The organism is Alkalicoccus daliensis (genome assembly GCF_900103955.1).
GTDB lineage: Bacteria > Bacillota > Bacilli > Bacillales > Salisediminibacteriaceae > Alkalicoccus > Alkalicoccus daliensis.
Genome location: NZ_FNIL01000020.1, coordinates 17608 through 37667, shown reverse-complemented (window position 1 = coordinate 37667; position 20060 = coordinate 17608). Strand labels below are relative to the sequence as shown.

The 20060-nt window shown below is 45.7% G+C and carries 17 protein-coding genes; all 17 read right to left on the bottom strand.

Annotation, left to right across the window (positions count from 1 at the left end; translation table 11 throughout):
• Nucleotides 1-629 precede the first annotated feature (629 nt).
• Nucleotides 630-2636, bottom strand: coding sequence for an ATP-dependent zinc metalloprotease FtsH (gene ftsH / locus BLP92_RS17445; protein ID WP_090844617.1), 2007 nt, complete (start codon nt 2634-2636; stop codon nt 630-632).
• 70 nt (nt 2637-2706) lie between these two features.
• Entirely contained in the window at nt 2707-3246 is a 540-nt protein-coding gene (hpt, locus tag BLP92_RS17440) for a hypoxanthine phosphoribosyltransferase (RefSeq protein ID WP_090844614.1), read from the bottom strand.
• A 16-nt stretch (nt 3247-3262) separates the two neighbouring features.
• Nucleotides 3263-4642: a tRNA lysidine(34) synthetase TilS gene (tilS, locus tag BLP92_RS17435; RefSeq protein ID WP_090844611.1), complete on the bottom strand. Its 1380-nt coding sequence runs from the start codon at nt 4640-4642 to the stop codon at nt 3263-3265.
• On the bottom strand, nt 4626-5075 hold the full coding sequence (locus BLP92_RS17430; RefSeq protein WP_090844608.1) for a threonine/serine exporter family protein: 450 nt from the start codon (nt 5073-5075) through the stop codon (nt 4626-4628). Before BLP92_RS17430 ends, tilS begins: the two co-directional genes overlap by 17 nt.
• A gap of 12 nt (nt 5076-5087) precedes the next feature.
• Nucleotides 5088-5849, bottom strand: a complete 762-nt coding sequence (locus BLP92_RS17425) for a threonine/serine exporter family protein (protein ID WP_090844606.1) — start codon at nt 5847-5849, stop codon at nt 5088-5090.
• Nucleotides 5850-5954: 105 nt separating this feature from the next.
• Nucleotides 5955-6320 (bottom strand): S1 RNA-binding domain-containing protein, encoded by a 366-nt coding sequence (locus tag BLP92_RS17420; protein ID WP_090844603.1) that lies wholly within the window; start codon nt 6318-6320, stop codon nt 5955-5957.
• Between the two features lie 36 nt (nt 6321-6356).
• A complete protein-coding gene (locus tag BLP92_RS17415; RefSeq protein ID WP_090844600.1) occupies nt 6357-6743 on the bottom strand; it encodes an FtsB family cell division protein in 387 nt (128 codons plus the stop codon).
• A 72-nt stretch (nt 6744-6815) separates the two neighbouring features.
• On the bottom strand, nt 6816-7076 hold the full coding sequence (locus BLP92_RS17410) for an RNA-binding S4 domain-containing protein (protein WP_090844597.1): 261 nt from the start codon (nt 7074-7076) through the stop codon (nt 6816-6818).
• Between the two features lie 4 nt (nt 7077-7080).
• A complete protein-coding gene (gene yabN / locus BLP92_RS17405) occupies nt 7081-8547 on the bottom strand; it encodes a bifunctional methyltransferase/pyrophosphohydrolase YabN (RefSeq protein WP_090844594.1) in 1467 nt (488 codons plus the stop codon).
• The gene (locus BLP92_RS17400; protein ID WP_090844591.1) at nt 8540-10108 is read right to left on the bottom strand and encodes a putative polysaccharide biosynthesis protein; all 1569 of its coding nucleotides are present in this window, start codon (nt 10106-10108) and stop codon (nt 8540-8542) included. The genes yabN and BLP92_RS17400 overlap by 8 nt, the downstream gene beginning before the upstream one ends.
• A 92-nt stretch (nt 10109-10200) precedes the next feature.
• Nucleotides 10201-13746 carry a transcription-repair coupling factor gene (mfd, locus tag BLP92_RS17395; protein ID WP_090844590.1) on the bottom strand — a complete coding sequence of 1182 codons (3546 nt, stop codon included), beginning with the start codon at nt 13744-13746 and terminating at the stop codon, nt 10201-10203.
• Nucleotides 13747-13899: 153 nt separating this feature from the next.
• Entirely contained in the window at nt 13900-14457 is a 558-nt protein-coding gene (gene pth, locus BLP92_RS17390; RefSeq protein ID WP_090844625.1) for an aminoacyl-tRNA hydrolase, read from the bottom strand.
• Between the two features lie 182 nt (nt 14458-14639).
• On the bottom strand, nt 14640-15287 hold the full coding sequence (locus BLP92_RS17385) for a 50S ribosomal protein L25/general stress protein Ctc (RefSeq protein ID WP_090844587.1): 648 nt from the start codon (nt 15285-15287) through the stop codon (nt 14640-14642).
• Nucleotides 15288-15403: 116 nt separating this feature from the next.
• A complete protein-coding gene (locus BLP92_RS17380) occupies nt 15404-16354 on the bottom strand; it encodes a ribose-phosphate diphosphokinase (RefSeq protein WP_090844584.1) in 951 nt (316 codons plus the stop codon).
• A gap of 33 nt (nt 16355-16387) precedes the next feature.
• A complete protein-coding gene (gene glmU, locus BLP92_RS17375) occupies nt 16388-17746 on the bottom strand; it encodes a bifunctional UDP-N-acetylglucosamine diphosphorylase/glucosamine-1-phosphate N-acetyltransferase GlmU (RefSeq protein ID WP_090844581.1) in 1359 nt (452 codons plus the stop codon).
• 155 nt (nt 17747-17901) lie between these two features.
• Nucleotides 17902-18192 (bottom strand): septation regulator SpoVG, encoded by a 291-nt coding sequence (gene spoVG / locus BLP92_RS17370; RefSeq protein ID WP_090844578.1) that lies wholly within the window; start codon nt 18190-18192, stop codon nt 17902-17904.
• A 917-nt stretch (nt 18193-19109) separates the two neighbouring features.
• Complete coding sequence (gene purR / locus BLP92_RS17360) at nt 19110-19925, bottom strand: pur operon repressor (RefSeq protein ID WP_090844572.1); 816 nt, start codon at nt 19923-19925, stop codon at nt 19110-19112.
• Nucleotides 19926-20060 lie beyond the last annotated feature (135 nt).

Genomic DNA, 20060 nt, shown 5'->3' with positions numbered 1-20060 from the left:
TTCCACCCTCTCCTGACCATGCCACATCTGATAAAGAGTCTATTAAAAAAGTTTCCCTGTGCTGGATGATCTTAAAAGTCTTTCTGCAATTCTTTTTTAATAAGGCTGCCTTGAAAATAAAATTTTTGCTAAAAAGAAGTAATACTGTTGCTTCACTTTCGGAGAGGCTTACCTAAGGGCTTGTTCTCGACTAATTTCTCTCTAAGGCACGGCTTCCATCGATCCACAGACAGCAGGGCAGAGACCGCCATGCTGTCTTGAAGAACCAGGATCGATTCCGCTCGTGCTTCGTGACCTTCCAGAAGGTCACTTGGATTCTCCAACTGCGCTTATCCTTCAGGTGTCCTCTCCTTCGTTACACAGCAGTATTAATTTTTATCTTTCATGGTGCAGATTTTCTGCATGAAGGTCTCTGTTATTGTTCGATGCTATTATTAGGAAAAACTCCACTCCAGCCGGACGAACTCTCCGTGGCAGAAAAGGGGCCACAGCCGCAATTTTCTTATAAGAACCTTCGCTTTAACAGAGCTTTCAATAAAGACTGTGACCGGTTGAAAAAAGAGGAGTGTTTCCAATGCAGCAGCTTTTTTCTCCTGCAATGCATCTGAAACACTCCCCCGGGGTTCTGTTTATTCGTCTTTCCTACGTTCTTCTGTTTGTTCTTTTTCCTCATCCACCGGTGTTTCCGTTTCAGAGGTTTCCTCTGTACCAATAAAATCTTTCATGGCATCAGATTCTTTCTTCTCTTCTTGCTCTTTCTTTTCTTCTTCTTTTTCTGCTTCCGTTCTGGTCGCATGGTGATCATCCGGCAGCTTGCCTTCATTGACAAGTGACTCAATCTGCTGGGCATCGAGTGTTTCATATTCCAGCAGCGTCTGCGCCACAAGCTCAAGGCTGCTCTTATGCTCGGTAAGAATCTGCTTACAGCGTGCATACGCATCTTTAATGATTGTCTGCACTTCCATATCAATCTCGTGTGCTACTGCATCACTGTAGTTTTGTTCATTATTAATATCACGGCCCAGGAACACTTCCCCCTGCGCGCTGCCGAACTGCATTGGTCCAAGCTTTTCGCTCATTCCATATTCCATTACCATTTTTCGTGCAATTCCCGTAGCACGCTGGAAATCATTGTGCGCGCCCGTACTTACTTCATTGAACATAACTTCTTCTGCTACTCGTCCGCCTAAAAGACCGACAATTTTGTCAAGAAGCTCCGGCTTTGTCATGAAATAACGGTCTTCTCTCGGAAGCATCATTGCATAACCGCCTGCTTGCCCGCGCGGCACAATTGTTACTTTGTGCACGATATCAGCGTTCACGAGCTTCACGCCGACAACCGTGTGACCTGCTTCGTGGTGCGCTACAATATTTCGTTCTTTTTCAGAAATGACACGGCTCTTCTTGGAAGGTCCGGCAATTGTTCTGTCAATCGCTTCTTCAATCGAAGCCATATCAATTTTCGTACGGTCTGTTCTCGCTGCTACAAGCGCTGCTTCATTCAGAAGGTTCTCTAAATCCGCTCCCGTAAATCCAGGTGTGCGCTGAGCGATCGCCTTCAGATCTACAGAATCTTCAAGCGGCTTGTTTTTCGCATGTACTTCAAGTACTGCTTCCCGCCCTTTTACATCCGGGCGGCCGACAGTAATCTGACGGTCAAATCGTCCTGGACGCAGAAGTGCAGGGTCAAGAATATCCGCACGGTTTGTTGCAGCAATGAGGATAATACCTTCATTTACTCCAAAACCATCCATCTCCACGAGGAGCTGGTTGAGCGTCTGTTCCCGCTCGTCGTGTCCACCGCCGACACCGGCACCACGCCGGCGCCCGACAGCATCAATCTCATCGATAAAGATAATACATGGCGAATTTTTCTTCGCATTTTCAAACAAATCACGTACACGGGAAGCCCCGACACCGACAAACATTTCCACGAAGTCAGAACCACTGATAGAGAAGAATGGTACTCCTGCTTCTCCGGCTACCGCCCGCGCAATTAATGTTTTACCTGTACCAGGAGGTCCTACGAGAAGCACACCTTTTGGTATTCTCGCACCAATTTCCGCGAATTTACGAGGATCCTTCAGGAAGTCAACAACTTCTTCCAGCTCCTGTTTCTCTTCATCGGCCCCGGCAACGTCCTTAAATCTTGCTTTTTTCTTTTCTTCACTGACGAGCTTCGCTTTACTCTTGCCGAAGTTCATCACTTTTCCGCCGCCGCCCTGCGCCTGGCTTAATAGGAAGAAAAAGAGGATGAAGATAATTACGAATGGAATGATAGCTATCATTACATTGACCCATCCGCTCGGCTCGTCTGCCTGTTCGACCACGAGCTCGTTAATTCCCTGTTCTCCGGTTGCTGTTACAACCTCTTCCAAAAACACCTGCAGATCAGGAACGTTCACGGTGAAATATTCATCTTCCTCCGCTCCACGCAGCTGACCTCTTGCTGCATATACATCTAAAGTTGGCTGAATTGTTAACGATTCAATATTGTCATTTTCCAGGTGCTGCTGAAATTCATTAAATGAAATTGCAGTCGTATCGTCTGTATCTGCTTGAAAGATACTTACAATCCCTATGATTACTAGAAAAATCAATAAGTAAAATATCGTATTACGAAATATCCGATTCATCCTGGTCCTCCTCCCACGTCAAATACACTTTTTTTATCGTACCATACCAAATGTAACTACTACAACGAATTTACTTCTGATAAACTCTCGGTTTTAACACACCAATATATGGGAGGTTTCGGTAACGTTCTATATAGTCCAGTCCGTAGCCTACAACAAATTTATCAGGAACAATAAAACCTGCCAGATCAGGAGAAATATCCACCTGACGTCCTTCCGGCTTATCAAGAAGCGTCACAATTTTCACAGAGTTTGCTTTGCGGTATTTAAAAAGGTCTGTCAGATACTTGAGCGTATTGCCGCTGTCGATAATATCTTCCACAATCAATACGTCTCTACCCTCGATAGAAGTATTTAAATCCTTCACAATTTTCACTTCGCCTGAGGTGACAAATGCAGATCCGTAGCTTGAGACGTCCATTACGTCATATTCCAGATGGGAATCAATTTTTTTCATCAAATCTCCCATAAAAGGAAGCGACCCTTTTAAAATTCCGATTACAAGCGGGAACTTTTCTTTATATTCTTCTGTAATCTGTGCCCCGAGCTCTGCTACCTTTTCCTGAATTTCTTCTTCCGAAATGAGTACTTCTAAAATATCATCATGCATACCCGTCCAATTCCTCCTAATGAAATAGCAGTAAGTCCGTGCCTGGTTTAAAAGCAAGGTATATGGTCTGCTGCTTATAATTATTCTTTTGCGTCATCTCTGCTTTCTGCAGAAATGGCACCCACAATATTGTACCATGTATATCAGTAACAATGGGCCATACATCCCTTAGTTTTCGAGGAATTTTTGCGTCAATAAATAATTTTTTAAGCTTCTTTGTTCCAGCTTCTGCAGATATTCTGTCTCCAGGCAGTCTTGTTCTCACCTGTAAAGGGAGCTGCTCAGGATTCAGCTGGAAAACTGCCTGTACTTCTCCTTTATTCAGCTGCCGGTTCTGCTGCACCCGGATCGTACCGGCTGGAATGGTATAGACTGTCTTCTCTTTTAAAGTGAAAGGTGTGAATCCAGCAGGGGATTTTTCTTTCGAAGAAGAAAGGAGAAGATGATTATAAGACTTTTCTGCCCACACTTCATAACCAATCGAAGTGCGCTGGGAAGCTTTGTCTGAAAAACACAGACTGAAAACTGCTTCCACATGCTGTCTCGACCAGGGGGCTGATGGCATAAGGTAGTTTAATATTAGATGAACCACTCTTCTTTGTAAAGCGCGAGGGATTGATTGAAACGCAGTTTGCTGAAACCTTATTTCTTCTTTCCCTTTTTTAAACGTATGCAGATACCCGCCAGCCTGACTATTTAAGTATTCCTCTTCTTCTGCGCTTCTTTCTGCCTGCCACTGGGCAGATTCATGCAGCTTTGGATTTTCTTCTTTCAGCAGCGGCATCACTTCATTTCGAAGCCGGTTTCTCTGATAGGTGTTTTGCAGGTTGGAATAATCCGTCCGGTAAAGCAGCTCCTGCTCAGCACAGTATTCCATAATCTCTTCTTTCGTCACGGATAAGAATGGACGGATCACTTCCCCGTCGCCAAGCGTTCTTTTTACCGGAATCCCCTTCCGTCCCTCCATGCTCCCCCGCACAAAGCGCATTAACAGCGTCTCTGCCTGATCATCTCCGTGATGTGCCGTTGCTACTTTATTCGCTCCTGTTTCCTGCATCGTTTCTATAAATAACTCATACCTTTCTTCCCTTGCTGCCTGCTGGGTCCCCCAGCCTTCTTCCTTTTTACGTTTTATCACCTCTGCATGTTTCACGTGAAACGGAAGAAATCGGGAGAGTGCAGCTTTTTCTGCACAGCTGCAGTCCTGATCCGCTTCTTCACGCAGATGATGGTGCACATGCAGCACAGAAAGCTGAAAGCCGGTTTCTTTACTTTTTACATAAAGGTAATCTAACAGAGCAATGCTGTCAGGCCCCCCGGATACAGCCACTAAAATATGATCCTCCGGGAGAAAAATGCGGTGCCTTTCCGCAAATGCATCAACTGCCTGTTTCATAGCGGTTTCCTATCCCCTTTCCGAAAGAAAAGAGCGAGAGTGCCAGTACAAGCCCTGCGGCAATTCCTCCTGCCTGGAGCATGGTTTCCACTCCAAATTCGAGCCCGTCCAGGTATTCTCCTTCCACAAAAGAAAGCATGGTAAAATATGCGCGGCTCCCCGGTACAAGCGGAAGAATTCCCGGAATAGAAAGCGTAGTAACAGGAATATGAATTTTTTTTGCTAAATAATGCGCAATGGTAGCTGCGGTAAACGAAGCGATCACTGTAGAGACGACATCGTTAATTCCCAAATGCAGTCCTGTCTGCAGCGCCAGCCATGTCCAGGAGCCAATCCCGGCCCCGATAAAGAGGACGCGCCGTGGAACACTCAGAATAATACCGAAGCCAAGAATCGCTATAAAAGTAATAATTATCTCTAAAAGTAAATCCATACACGCACCTCCTTATAAAAAGATAGACACAGCCAGCGCTACACCACTTGCGATGGAGAGAGAAGTTAACAGTGCCTCAACCCCGCGGCTGATTCCTGCCAGCAGATCGCCAGAAAGCAGATCACGCACTGCATTTGTCAGCGGCACCCCCGGTACCAGCGGCATGAGTGACCCGATAATAATCTGATCTATGCTTGCTCCGAATCCAAGCATGACAAAAGCGATCGCTGCAGAACTGCCAAAAAAAGCAGCTGCCAGTTCTGAAGCAAATCTTACTCTTAAATAGCCTTCAATCTTAACCAGCGTAAAGCTGGAGATCATCGCCGCAAAAAATGCAGGGATGAAATCATACAGCCCTCCGCCGAATAGATAGGAGAACCCTCCACCGGCAGCTCCGGCGGCTAAGTGAATCAGCCAGATCGGATATTGTATTTTTGCAGCACTGATTTCATCCAGCCGGCGTTCTGCTTCCTGGACGGTAAGAATTCCTGAGGTAAACTCCCGGGAGATCTGATTTACTTCCGCAACTTTATTTAAATCCTGCATTCTGTCATCTACCCGCACCATCTGCATCAGGTCTCCGTGTCCCTTACTTTCTTCAAAAGAAAGAAAAATACCTGTCGTAGTGGAAAAGCAATGTACGTTTGTGAATCCCGCAGCCCGGGCCATTCTTTCAATCGTTTCTTCCACACGGTATGTTTCCGCGCCGTAGGTCAACATAATTTCTCCGGCCTGCAGACAGACATCCATTACTTTATCCGCTTTCGCTCCCATAACATCCTCCTTCCAGCCTTGCTCAATAACACACGAAAAGATGCGCCGCCATTTGTTGCAGGCCGGACACATCTCTATAAGCAGTCATCTTTAATTATTTATTTCTCAGCGTTTTGCTTCAATCTGCTCTTTAAGAGAAGTCAGTCTCCTGTCACTCTCCTGTAAATACTGCTGTATATCACGAATAAATACCGCGGGAGGCTGTTTTTTCGCAGACTGCCTCTCAGAAGGTACCTTTTCCTCCAGCGAGCGCATGGAAAGAGCTATCTTCCCATCTTCTTCTATACGCAGCACCTGCACCTTCACTTCCTGGCCGGGAGCTACAATTTCACGAACATTTTTTACATACTCATCAGAGAGTTCACTGATATGTACAAGTCCCCTTTTACCATCAGGCAGATCCAAAAAGGCTCCGAATTTTGTAATACTGCTTACTTTTCCAGTATAGATGCCTCCGGCTTCCACCTTCATGATAAACGAACTCCTCCTTAAATGTTCATGTTTCCTTTATTCCTCAACCACCTGGCTTCTTGGGAGCTGAAATAGCGTTTCTCCCGGCTTCGACATAAAAAAGTCTCTTCTTGCAAGCTCTGCTATGTATTCTTCGTCATGCAGTGCTTCAATTTCCGCCTCCAGCTCTTTTCCTTCCGTTTCCATTTCTGCCAGCCGCTGTTCCAGCTGCTGGTTTTCCTGTTCGCTTTCCTGGATTGTTGCATGCTGCTGAAATAATGTAACTGAAGCAATCAGGAAGAAGAGAAGTACCCCTGCACCAAACACACTCAGTCGGCGCTTTAATCCTTTGAGACGCCGCTGCCTGTGCTCTTCCTGCTGTTCCTGACGCTCCATGTACTCCGTAGTTAAACGCCGAATTTGTGTTTTGCGTCCTTCTTCCATTCATGCGCCTCCTTCTACACCCATTTTTTACTATCATAAATCAGCGAGCCTTCAGCCGCAAGGGGCGGATGACTAATCGTTGATTCTTTCTTCAGAAATAATCTTATAAAATGAAGATGCTTCTTCTTTTTTGGCACTGTCTTCTGTGCGTACTACTTCTACTGTTACCACTTTCTGCCCAAAGCGAACCGTTAATGTATCCCCGGGAATCACATCCGTCCCCGCTTTCGCTTTGTTGCCGTTTACCTCTACCCGTCCCTGATCCGCTACTTCTTTCGCCATAGTGCGGCGCTTAATCAGACGGGAAACTTTTAACCATTTATCTAATCTCATCGAGTCACCCTTTTCTTTCTATTTTTTTCGCTTCTTCCCAAAGTTCGTCCAGCGCGGCCAGACTTTCTTCGTTTATAGAGCGGTTTTCCTCCTGCAGCCGTGTTTCAATATGACGGAACCTGCGGGAAAATTTTCGGTTTGTCTGCTGCAGTGCTTCTTCAGGATCAATTTTATAAAAACGTGCAATATTTACGAATGCAAACAGTACATCTCCTAATTCTTCGACAGCAGCAGCTTCATTTCCTGCTGTTAATTCCTGCTTCCATTCGGAAATTTCCTCTTCCACCTTTGCCCACATTGGTGCAGCTTCACCCCAGTCAAAGCCGACACGTGCTGCTTTTTTCTGCAGTTTCGCTGCCTGCAGGAGCGCAGGCAGTGCTTTTGGAATCCCATCCAGTTCTGATTCTCTGCTTTCTCCCTGCTTCTCTGATTTTTTAATTTCTTCCCAGTTTGCAAGTACTTCTTCTGCATCTTCTGCATCTGTTTCTCCGAAAACGTGCGGATGGCGCCGGATCATTTTTTCGGTTACGTGTTCAATTACGTCCGCTACATCAAAATATCCTTCATCCTCACCAATCTGCGCGTGCAGCATTACCTGCAGCAGCACATCTCCAAGCTCTTCGACAATATGATCATCATCTTCTTCATCAATCGCTTCCAGCAGCTCATACACTTCTTCAACAGCGTAGCGCTTCAGTGACTGGTGCGTCTGTTTTTTATCCCAGGGACATCCGTCCGGTCCACGCAGTGTGCGGATGACCTGCCGCAGGGAAGAAAACTCCCGGTAAAGAAGCTGCTCTTCCTGCACCGGTGCCAGATAAAGTGCTGTTAGATTACTGAGCGCCGCGACACGGTCCACTTCAAACAAAGGAACAGTCAGCAGCTTTTCTTCAGAAGTGCCTGCCGCCGTTACCACCGTAACCGGATAACTGTCAGGGTAGCGCTCCATAAGTCCGATTTTCACCTGGGCAGCGCTCATTTCGTCAAATACCTGGCTGACGATAATATGCTGTGTCAGCATCAAATCTTCCGGATGCATTGCCGTGCCGTCCACCAGCTGAAAGCCATCATTCGGATCAATCTGCAGCGCAGTAAACATTGCATCCAAAAAGCTTTGTCCTCCTTCGACCGTCACCGGAATTTCGGGCTGATGCAGCAGCAGCTGCACTGTCATCTCAGCAACGAGAGGATGCCCAGGCACTGCATATGTTACTTCCCCTTTTTCTCTTGCCTGGGCGAGTACTTCTTCTGCAATCTGTATATAAACCTGTTCAAAATGCTCCGTGTTTTCATATAAAGCATCAAAGCTGTGGAAAACAACGCCTTCCTGCTCCAGATCTGAAACAAGCGGATGGTCTTTCGTTCTGATCAGTACTTCCTTTTCCTGAAGCAGCCTTTTATAGATACCGAGCGGCAGCTGGTCCATTTCTCCCGCGCCCAGTCCAACGATGCGGATATGTGAATTAGTCATGATTTTTCCTCCTGTGTAAGTGGCGGTGCGGCAGGACCCTGCTTATTTTCGGCAGTTCTTCCCACTCAGATGGTGTAAATAGTGACACACGCCAAAGAATAAAAATAAACAGTACTGCTCCTATAACGGAAGCACCCATAGTAAATACTGCTGCAGTCAGACGGCTTTCCGGAAAGAGTGCTTCTATTTCCAAGAACAATAATACGCCGCCGCTCATAAAAATAAGGGCGAGCATCCATTTTCCCCAGATGCCGGCTGAAAAAAAGGAAAAGCAGCCTTGCTTACGTAAGTACAAGAGAGCTGCACCCGCCAGAAATAAAGAAGCGGCTGCGGAACTGGCCGCAGCTCCTGTAATTCCGAGACCGGGGACGAGCAGGTAATTAAGGGTCCCCTTTACCAGAAGTCCAAGCAGCAGCAGTCCAGCAGCTGCACCTGCTTTATCGATCGCATGAAGCAGCGCGGCTGCCGTCATAAACAAACTTCCTCCCAATATTACAATTGTCATTATCTGCAATACTGTGGTTCCCGCTGTATCTGTAAACATCATAAAATTTAAAGAGGGCATAATTATCAGCATTCCCGCTGCTGCCGCACCTCCGAAAACCAGACAAATTTTCAGCGCCTTTCCAGTTTCCACCGCTGCCTTGGCACGATTTTTCTGCCACGCTTCAGAAATGGAGGGAAGCGCTGCATAGGAAAATACGGTGGTAATAAGCGCTCCAAACTGCACGAGCGGCCAGCTTCGGTCGTAAATCCCCTTTAATGCAGCTCCCGCGTCTCCCTGGGGAAGCCGCTGTACAATCGTAAAGGCATCTATAACCTGAAATAAAATCAGCGCCATCGCACTTGCAGATACAAATAAGCCCTGTTTAAACAGTTCTCCGGAAAGTCGCTGCCACTCTTTAGGCAGCCCAAAATCCGGACGCCACCACTGGGGATAGGCTTTTAAATAAAGCCACATGACGATAAGACCTGCAAGTCCTCCTGTGAATGCGCCAATACCGGCAGATGTTCCTGCACGGTAGACATCTGCCGTCTGCATCGCAAACCACGCAATAAACAGGATCACAATTACACGGATAAACTGCTCGACTACCTGGGTAACAGCACTGGGAACGGTCGTATGCCTCCCCTGAAAGAATCCTCTCGTTACCGCAAAAAAAGGAACAAGAAAAAAAGGAGCTCCCATCCAGCGGACCGCAGGCGTCAAAGCATCATCTCCCATCCAGCCGGCAATCGTATCAGCAAACAAAATAACTGCCGTGCCGAGAAAAGAAAAGAAGAGCCAAAGTATTAGTACATAAAAGGTCAGCTGTTTCCTTAATGTTTTGTTATCTTCTTCTGCCAGGACAGCTTTTGCAATTACAAGGGGAAACCCATAGGTGCCGAGCACAAGTACGGCTCCATAGAGCGGATACACCTGCTGGTACACGTAAAACCCTGTGTCCCCGGTTAAATTTTGATATGGAATTTTATATAAAGCGCTGAGTCCTTTCGCAATAAAGGCTGCAAGAGACAAATATAATGCCCCCTGCAGCCACCCTCTGCGGCTGTCTGTCATACAGAGCTTCCCTTTCCTGACGATGCTGCTGAGCTTCGTATGGTTGGAGTAAATTGTATGCTGCTTTTATTTCCCCGGAAATAATCAGTGATTTACGCTTTTACCCGCGCATCTTTTCTTACTTCAGGAAGCTTTGCGAGTACTTCTCTTAATAGATTCAAATATTCGCCATCCGATAAAGACTTGGTTTTAATCAAAATCGAAATTTTGCTACCTTCCATGGAAAGAGACATTTTAGAAGAAAGTTTATTCACAAGCGTAAACAGCTTGGAGCCGTCAATCTGATTGGTCATTTCCTCACTGATTACTGCCTTGCACTCCCTGTTCTTTTCATGAATTGTTTCCAGCTGATGATCTTTTGCGTACAGCTTAATTTTTGCTACGGTAAAGAGAAAATCGACTTCTTCCGGATAATCGCCGAATCTGTCGATCATTTCATCCTGCAGATCCTGTACTTCCTGCATCGAGCTGATCGACTTGAAACGCTTATACATATCGATTTTTTGCCGGGAATCACTAATATAGCTTTCCGGAATATAAGCATCTACCTTCACATCAAGTTCAATGTCCGGTTCCTTTACAGGTTTCGGTGCTTTGCCTGCCTTCTGGTCGATTTCATCTTTTCTCTCATCAATTGCTTCCTTCAGCATCTGGGAGTACAGATCAAAACCTACCGAGGCAATAAAGCCATGCTGTTCTGCACCGAGAAGGTTGCCGGCGCCGCGGATGGATAAATCTCTCATCGCTATCTTAAATCCGGAACCGAGCTCCGTGAATTCTTTCATCGACTGCAGCCGCTGTTCGGCAATTTCAGTTAATACTTTATCCCGCTGGTGTGTAAAGTAGGCGTAAGCAATCCTGTTAGAGCGTCCGACACGCCCGCGCAGCTGATAAAGCTGTGAAAGTCCCATTCTGTCTGCATTGTGTATCAGCAGCGTATTTACATTCGGAATATCTACGCCGGTTTCAATAATCGTTGTCGTAACAAGAACGTCTGCTTCTCCCTCAAGAAAGTCGATCATCACAGATTCCAGTTCTGTTTCTGTCATGCGACCGTGTGCAAAGCGGACGTTTGCATCCGGAACGAGCATGGAAATTTTGTCAGCCATCGATTCAATATCTTCCACCCGGTTATAAAGAAAGTATACCTGCCCCCCACGGGCAAGTTCACGTTCAATTGCCTCCCGGGTCAGCGCCTCGTTATATTCCACGACATACGTCTGTACTGGGAAACGATTTTCAGGAGGTGTTTCAATCACCGATAAATCACGGACTCCGAGCATCGACATATGCAGTGTCCTTGGGATAGGAGTTGCGGTAAGAGTTAATACATCTACGTTCGACTTGAGCTGCTTAATTTTTTCCTTGTGCGTGACTCCGAACCGCTGTTCTTCATCCACAATCAGTAACCCAAGATCTTTAAACTCTATATCTTTTGAGAGAAGACGGTGAGTGCCGATCACAATATCTACGCCGCCCCGTTTGAGGAGCTCTGTTGATTCCTTTATCTGTTTCCGTGTCCGGAACCTGCTTAACAGTGCAGTGTTGACCGGAAAGTCCTGAAACCGCTCGCGGATTGTTTCATAGTGCTGCTGCGCGAGAATGGTCGTTGGTACAAGAATCGCCACCTGCTTGCCTTCCATCAATGCTTTAAATGCGGCGCGCAGTGCTACTTCTGTTTTTCCATAGCCTACGTCCCCGCAGAGCAGGCGGTCCATCGGGCGCTCCAGCTCCATGTCTGCTTTTATTTCCTCAATTGCACGCAGCTGATCTTCCGTTTCCTGATAAGGAAATGCGGATTCAAACTCCCGCTGCTCGATCGTATCCTTACTGAAAGCATGGCCCTTCGCACGTTCTCTTTCTGCATACAGCTTAATTAAATCATCTGCGATATCCTGTACAGAAGAACGTACTTTCCGTTTTACCTTTTTCCATTCGCTTCCGCCGAGCGCATAGAGCTTCGGATCTTTTTCTTCTGATCCAATATATTTCTGCACCAGATCAATTTGATCTACAGGCACATACAGCTTATCGTTTCCTGCATAGGAAATATGCATATAATCTTTATGGATTTCTCCAACTTCCAGCGTTTCAATGCCTAAATATTTCCCGATTCCGTGATTTACGTGTACAACCCAGTCACCAACCTTCAGCTCAGCGTAGCTTTTTATCCGCTCAGCGTTTGAGAGCTTCTGTGTCCGCTTCGGCTTTTTCGGCGTCTTTTTCGTAAATACCTCTTCTTCCGTTACAACAACAAGCTTCTGCATCGGCAGTTCGAAGCCGGCGTGGAGAGAAGAGATGACGATCTGTGCCTGGCCGTAGGAAGGCTGAGTATCGGCAGAAACGATTGCTGCCTCCATCTCGTAATCCTGCATTACACGAAGCAGCCGCTCTGCCCTTTCTTCATCTGCACTGACGAAGGTGACCGCATAATCTGCTTCTTTCCAGCGGCCAAGCTCTGTTTTCAGCACGTTCATCTGTCCGTGAAACTGCTGCATTGATTTACTCTGCAAGGAGATTATTTTCTCAAACGTCGCCCCTTGAATCTGTCTGGAAAATAAATTGAAGTACACTTTGCGTACCGGCGAGGCAATAACGTCCTGCCAGGACACGGACAATTTTATTTCCCGGGTAATGGCCCCCTGCGAAAGCATGGTCGTAAACCAGTCCGCTTCCTCCCGGTCCAGCGTTTCAGTAACGTCAGCGACACGGCTCGGCTCGTCAATCATCAGCATTGCTTTTTCCGGCAGGTAATCAAGCAGGGTATATATTTCATCGTAGAATAATGACATATATTTATACATCGCATCAAACGGTGTCTTCTGCTTTAATTTCTCAATTTCTTCTCCTACATAATCTGCCAGTTTTTCTTTTGCTGCCGCATCTTTCGTTTTTGCAAGGCTTTCTGACAGCTTGTCTTCGAGCTTTGCTGCGGCACGGCTGTACTCTTCTTCCGTAAGAAGGATTTCTTTTGCCGGGCCAAGGTGCAGCTCCTTCACCTGTGAAAGGGAGCGCTGGGACTCCACATCAAAATAGCGGATAGAATCAATTTCTGTGTCAAATAGTTCGATTCTGACCGGGTGGGAATCTGTAAGAGGATAAACGTCAATAATTCCTCCACGGAGACTGAATTCTCCTGGTGCTCCTACCATGCCGCTCCGCTGGAATCCGAGTTTTACCAGCTGTTCCAGCAGGTGCTCCAGATCTATATCTTCACCGAGGGAAAGCTTGATCTGCGCTGCTTCCCACATTTCAGGCGGAGGCAGCAGGCGGCGCATGCCGGCAGCAGGCGTAATAATAATTCCTTTTTTTCCGTCAGCCCAGTGATTCAGTGCTTCCATCCGCTGTCCGCGGAGCTCCGGGCTCGCTACTGCTACTTCTGCAGAAATTAATTCATTTACCGGGTAAAGAAATACTTCTTCTTCATTAATCAGTGAAGATAAATCATCATAGAGCTTCTGGGCCTGCAGTAAATTATGTGCTATCACAAGCTGGGATTCTCCGCTTTGCTTATAAGCTGATGCCAGCAAAGCGGCCCGGCCGGAACCGGTAACACCGGTAACCAGCTGATCTCCTCTTCCTGCTGCTACTGTCTGAATATCCTCTGATGTCTGTAACTTATTAAGAAAGCCTTTCAACGCGTTCCCCACCTTTTCATTATTTCTTCCTGTTTCTGCTGAGATGGACGGCTTCAAGAGGGTCGGTCAACGATCACATTTATGTGATGTACTGACCCACCCTCTCGAACACAAGATATAAGAGACCCGAATTTCAGCTCTCTTTTCCCGGCATTAATTAAAATGATTCATTACCTTTAGAAAAGGCTCTGTTTTCCAGGCATCCACTGCTTCTGCAGCTTGTTCTGCTGCCTGCTCTGCCTTTTCGAGGTCTGCAGGAGCAAATTTTCCAAGCACATAATCCGGCACAGCTGTTCCTGGAGCCGGCCGGCCGATGCCAATACGAATTCGATTGAAAGTATCGGAGCCGGTATGCTGAATAATAGACCTGATCCCATTGTGTCCCCCGTGTCCGCCTTTTTGGCGGAGACGGATTTTTCCGGGAGCCAAATCCAGATCATCATAAATTACAAGCAGATCTTCATTTGCAATTTGATAATATTTCATCAGCTGCGCTACAGATTCTCCGGATAAATTCATATAGGTGAGCGGTTTAAGTACAAAAATCTTCTCTGTACCGTTCCTTTCCACCCCATACACACCTTTAAACTTCTGTTCTGCCAGATCCAGATTCCACTTTTGCTGCAGACGGTCAATTGCTTCAAATCCGATATTGTGCCTCGTTCGTTCATATTTTTTTCCGGGGTTCCCCAATCCGACTACTAATTTCATACTGGCTGCTCCTTCATGCTCAGCTGCGTTTCGTCGGAACAGCTTGTTCAAAAACATGGCCGTTCCTCCTTTGTATTTTTTGTAAGCGGAAATCCCCACTACAAAGCGTAGTGGGGATCCACGATCAAGCCGCACTTCCCCTGTTGAAAGGAAGGCATTATAATAGTGCTGCGGTTATCCGCTTACTGATTAGATTCTTCTTCAGACTCTTCGGAATCCTCTGCATCAGCATCTACAAGTTCCGGCTCTTCGTCACCTTCAGTAAGATCTTCTTCCGGCTCTTCATCCGGAGGAGTTACTGATACAACAACTTCATCTTCATCGTTGTTAATCGTAAAGTTATCTCCAGCTTTCAGATCTTTTACAAGCAGTGCATCATTTACATCAAGTTCCTCAACATTTACTTCAATCTGGTCCGGCAGTTCTCTTGGAAGAGCACGTACAGAAAGTTCGTATACTGCCTGCTGCAGTACGCCGCCTTCTTTTACGCCTTTAGATTCGCCGACAAGTGCTACCGGCACATCTGCATCCATTTCCACTTTCATATCTGCCGCATAGAAGTCTACATGGATAACTTCATTCTTCAGCGTATCAAACTGGATGTCATAAATCATTACATCCGTCTGTGTACCGTCGATATCCATTTTGAATACACCGGTCTTTCCTTCGACTCTCATCGTTTTGATGAAATCAATTTCGTTTACTGCGACCGCTTTGCTTTCGAACTTTTTACCATAAACAACAGCAGGAATATTTCCTTGCTGACGAATTTTTGTTAATCTTGATCCTCTTAAATCTTCTCTAACAGCTGCTTTCAACACTGTAGCCATAACTTAAATCACCTCATAATTTTTTCAGATCCTAATTGCACCTTCCCTCATTATAGTTCATCTAAACCTGTTTTTTCAACCTTTGTCTCAATAAGAGGAAGGAAAGGAACTGCTTCTTAGTCGAATAAAGTACTTACAGAACGTTGTTCGTGCACATTAATAATCGCTTTTGCAATCAGCGGAGCTACAGACAATTGTTTGATTTTAGATATTTTCTTTGCTTCCGGAAGGGCAATGGTATTCGTGATCACAAGTTCTTTTATCTCGGAATTTTGAATTCGGTCGATTGCAGGACCGGAGAGCACCGGGTGCGTGCTGCAAGCATAGACAGCAGTCGCTCCATTTTCAATCATTGCATTCGCTGCAAGTGTCATCGTACCGGCTGTATCAATAATATCATCAATAATAATCGCAGTTTTTCCATCAATATTCCCTACGATATTCATTACTTCCGAGGTATTCGGCTTTGGACGGCGCTTATCTATAATAGCAATTGGTGCCTTCAGCCGGTCTGCAAGCTTTCTTGCACGCACAACTCCCCCATGGTCAGGAGAAACGACGACAACATCCTCGAAATTCTTTTCTTCGAAATATTTTCCGAGAATAGGTACTCCTAGCAGCTGATCCACCGGAATATCGAAAAACCCCTGAATCTGTGTTGCATGAAGATCCAGTGTAATTACTCTGGTAGCTCCGGCAGTTTCCAGCAGATTCGCTACAAGCTTCGCTGTAATTGGCTCACGGGAACGTGCTTTTCGATCCTGGCGCGCATAGCCATAGTAAGGAAGAACAATATTAATCGTTCTTGCAGAAGCACGCTTTAATGCATCGATCATAATGAGGAGCTCCATAATGTGTTCGTTTGCTGGAGAGGAGGTGGATTGAATCACATATATGTCACATCCACGGATACTTTCTTCAATATTAATTTGAATTTCTCCATCACTAAACCGCTGTACCGAACTTTTCCCCATCGGCACACCGATTTCTTTCGTGATTTCATGTGCCAGATCAGGGTTAGAACTTAATGTAAACACCTTTAATTTATTATCTCCATACTGCGCCATTCCAATGCCCTCCATTATGGTAAAAAATCAAGTTTACTTTTTCTTGTATCCTTCTTTATTTGTCTGGCGCTGCCTTGCAATCGCAAGCGACTCTCCAGGCACATCTTCCGTTATCGTAGAACCTGCTGCAACATACGATCCTGCACCAACAGTAACTGGAGCAATCAGGTTGGAATTACAGCCTACAAAAGCACCGTCCTCTATCTTCGTTAAATATTTCTTCTGCCCGTCATAGTTCACGGTAATAGAACCGCAGCCCATGTTTACTCCTGCGCCGATTTCTGCATCTCCCAGATAACTCAGGTGAGAAGCTTTGCTCCCTTTGCCCATGGAAATTTTCTTCAGTTCCACAAAGTTTCCTACACGAACTTCATCCGCTAAGGAAGTTTCCGGACGGAGATGAGAAAACGGTCCAATCGATACGTTGCTGCCTACGTCACTTGCATGCACTACCGACTGCTTGATGGTAGTTTCATTGGCAACTCTGCTGTTTTTAATCTCTGTATGAGGGCCAATCTCGCACTGTTCACCGATAATTGTGTTTCCCTCCAGCACTGTGCCGGGCTGGATTACTGTATCCCGTCCAATTTCCACATCTGTACCTATATACGTATTAAGCGGATCAACAATCGTTACTCCTTCACGCATCCAATGTTCGTTTGTGCGCTTTTTCATCCACTTTTCTGCTTCGCTCAGCGCGACACGGTCATTTACTCCCATTGTCTCATGGAAATGTTCGCTTTGATAGGCAAATACTGCTTCGCCTTCTTCCTGCAGAATTTCAATCACATCCGGCAGGTAGTATTCTCCCTGCGAATTATCGTTGCCTACTTTTTTCAGCGTTTCGAAAAGAGCTTCATTATCAAAGCAGTATGTACCTGTATTAATTTCCTGTACTTTCTGCTCTTCCTCTGTCGCATCTTTCTGCTCTACGATCTTCATTACCTTGCCCTGCTCGTCGCGGAGCACCCGTCCATAGCCTGCAGGATTTTCTGCATGCGCGGTAAGTACGGAAGCCTTTGCTCCTTTTTCCTCGTGAAACTGTAAAAGCTGCTCCATTGTCTCAGCGGTTAATAGTGGTGTATCTCCACACACTACCAGGGTTGTGCCAGGCTTTCCAGACAGCTTTTCCTCCGCCTGCATGACAGCGTGTCCTGTACCGAGCTGTTCCGCCTGCAGCGCGTAGCTGGTCGCGCTGCCTAACTGCTCCTGTACAGTTTCTGCACCATGTCCGACGATGGTAACGATCTCATTTACACTGCAGGATTGAAGCTGATCTACAATATGCTGGACCATCGGTTTGCCGCATACAGGATGCAGCACTTTATAAAGTTTTGATTTCATTCTCGTACCTTTACCGGCAGCTAGAACTACCGCAAATCGATTCGTCATATTATTTACCCTCCGCCTCCTGATTTTCCCTTATGAATATATCTTATATTACACTTGATTTCAAGGAAATCCGGCAGGAAACCAATTCTTTTCACGTCAAAAAAGCCCGACAGATTATTCGCCGGACTTTCAGCAGTGGACGAAGCGGCAGCCGATTATGGAGTCCCAGCCTCTTCATATTCATCAGAGCTTTCTTCTGCTTTTTCATAAGCATCCAATACCGCGCTTTGTATTTTTTCGCGCGCTTTCGAGGAAATTGGGTGAGCAATATCGCGGAACTCCCCGTCCGGAGTACGTTTACTCGGCATTGCTACAAACAACCCGTTATTCCCATCAATGACACGGATATCATGTACTACAAACTCTTCGTCAAGTGTGATTGATGCTATAGCAAGCATTCTCCCTTCAGTACTTACACGACGGAGTCTTACGTCAGTCACTTCCATGTCTCCCACCACCTTTTTTCTGAAATTATATTTGTCCACTCACTCTTTTCTACAAACAATTACCAAATTCCTTTTTTTATTTTAAAAAAATTAAAAACAGCCTGTTTACCGCCGGACGCTGCGCCGATGAAGTGTATTTATAGAAGAAGCTGTTTATCTCCTTATTTTTTCGCATCATTACTGCGGCCTCATTTATTCACAGCGCAGCCGCAGGGGAGCGGCTGGAGAAAAAAGGTACACCGATACAGAAAATACTTCCTCAGCAGCTTGTTTTAAAACAAGCAAAAAACTGCTCCTAATTAGCAAGCAGTTTTCCAGAGTGTTTATAAAGTATGAAATTATGTATATTTATGATTTGCTGTGTCTAGGTTCTCCTCCGCTTTCCGGCGGAAACTTGCCGTGGGGCTGGTCTTCAGCTATTTCTTCAGCCCACGGGGCAGAAGAAAGGATCTTCAGACTGCGCTTGAATCCCACAGGCGTCCCCGCCGGGCGCTATGGAGAAAAGTTATTTCCGAAGAAAAAGTGTTCGTATCTCTGCGGTTTCGTATAAAAACCATTGCCTCCCTTAATTATGCTGCAGTCGCAGAAGAGTCGACTCCTGGAGGATTTGAACGATTCTTATATCTTCCCAGGCGTTCTTACTGGGAAGATATAGTAAGCATGCGCGAAACCAGCCAATGATCTTGAAATCACTGGAAAGAGCTCTTTGCTTTCCAGTGATTTGGCTGTGTGAAGCCATGCTCCTCTTTTAAGATGGCAGGTTAGCTGAGAGAGTTCCCTCCGGAAAGCGACACTTCGGAGACAAAAGCATAAAATCGTATACTTATACAAAAAAAGTACTTTTTCAACAACCTGAAAAACTGCTCCTAATTAGCAAGCAGTTTTCGTATTTCCCGGGTGGATAGTCAATTTTTGCTTTACGGGAACATATTTCCTTTTTCTACATGGATCTTTTTATCTTTTGCATCAACGCCGAACAGCTTTGTCAGTGAAACATAATTATCTACAAGTTTTTCTTTATCATGCATTGCTTCCATCAAAACTCCAGCTCCTACTACGGTCGCCTGAAATTCTTCTGACAGATCCATCATTCCGCGGATCGTACCGCCTGCTTTCATAAAGTCATCAATAATCAGGACTCTCGCGCCCGACTGCAGACTTCGTTTGGAAAGGGACATCGTCTGAATGCGCTGGGAGGATCCGGACACGTAATTAATACTTACAATGGAGCCCTCTGTCACTCTCTGTTCATGACGAACAATACTGACCGGTACATTCAGATGGGAAGCAACCGCATAGGCAAGCGGTATTCCTTTCGTTGCCATTGTCATCACTACATCTACCTGTGCATCTTTAAAGTAGGAAGCAAAAATTCTGCCCATCAGCTGCATCCGTTCCGGATCGCCGATAATATCCATCATATACAGATAGCCTCCCGGAAGCAGACGGGAAGGATCCTTTAGTTGTTCACAGATACTGTGTACTGTATCCAATGCTTCTTTATCGTCAATCGTTGGAACGAAGATGACTCCCCCGCTGACTCCGGCAGAGGTGGCAAGTCTGCCAATTCCTTTTTGCTCAAATACTTCTTTTATGATGCCGATATCTTCACTTATGGAAGATTTTGCTGAATTATACTTTTCCGAAAAAAATGTCAGCGAAACTGACTGATGGGGATGTCGCAGTAAATATTCCGTCATATCTACTAATCGACCGCTCCGACGATACTTCATTCTGGCACCTCCTGTAAAACCCGAATATTCAACATGTAATATATCATTTTTGTACGGATTTCACAAGATTTCTTTTTTTGATAAAGTTTAATAATAAGCAGGCAGTGACAGCTGGTACAGACAATCCTGTAAAAG

Bases quoted from the DNA above. Each gene is read 5' to 3' on its own strand.
- ftsH (WP_090844617.1), bottom strand. From the start codon at position 2,636: ATGAATCGGATATTTCGTAATACGATATTTTACTTATTGATTTTTCTA.
- hpt (WP_090844614.1), bottom strand. From the start codon at position 3,246: ATGCATGATGATATTTTAGAAGTACTCATTTCGGAAGAAGAAATTCAG.
- tilS (WP_090844611.1), bottom strand. From the start codon at position 4,642: ATGAAACAGGCAGTTGATGCATTTGCGGAAAGGCACCGCATTTTTCTC.
- BLP92_RS17430 (WP_090844608.1), bottom strand. From the start codon at position 5,075: ATGGATTTACTTTTAGAGATAATTATTACTTTTATAGCGATTCTTGGC.
- BLP92_RS17425 (WP_090844606.1), bottom strand. From the start codon at position 5,849: ATGGGAGCGAAAGCGGATAAAGTAATGGATGTCTGTCTGCAGGCCGGA.
- BLP92_RS17420 (WP_090844603.1), bottom strand. From the start codon at position 6,320: ATGAAGGTGGAAGCCGGAGGCATCTATACTGGAAAAGTAAGCAGTATT.
- BLP92_RS17415 (WP_090844600.1), bottom strand. From the start codon at position 6,743: ATGGAAGAAGGACGCAAAACACAAATTCGGCGTTTAACTACGGAGTAC.
- BLP92_RS17410 (WP_090844597.1), bottom strand. From the start codon at position 7,076: ATGAGATTAGATAAATGGTTAAAAGTTTCCCGTCTGATTAAGCGCCGC.
- yabN (WP_090844594.1), bottom strand. From the start codon at position 8,547: ATGACTAATTCACATATCCGCATCGTTGGACTGGGCGCGGGAGAAATG.
- BLP92_RS17400 (WP_090844591.1), bottom strand. From the start codon at position 10,108: ATGACAGACAGCCGCAGAGGGTGGCTGCAGGGGGCATTATATTTGTCT.
- pth (WP_090844625.1), bottom strand. From the start codon at position 14,457: ATGAAATTAGTAGTCGGATTGGGGAACCCCGGAAAAAAATATGAACGA.
- BLP92_RS17385 (WP_090844587.1), bottom strand. From the start codon at position 15,287: ATGGCTACAGTGTTGAAAGCAGCTGTTAGAGAAGATTTAAGAGGATCA.
- BLP92_RS17380 (WP_090844584.1), bottom strand. From the start codon at position 16,354: ATGGCGCAGTATGGAGATAATAAATTAAAGGTGTTTACATTAAGTTCT.
- glmU (WP_090844581.1), bottom strand. From the start codon at position 17,746: ATGACGAATCGATTTGCGGTAGTTCTAGCTGCCGGTAAAGGTACGAGA.
- spoVG (WP_090844578.1), bottom strand. From the start codon at position 18,192: ATGGAAGTGACTGACGTAAGACTCCGTCGTGTAAGTACTGAAGGGAGA.
- purR (WP_090844572.1), bottom strand. From the start codon at position 19,925: ATGAAGTATCGTCGGAGCGGTCGATTAGTAGATATGACGGAATATTTA.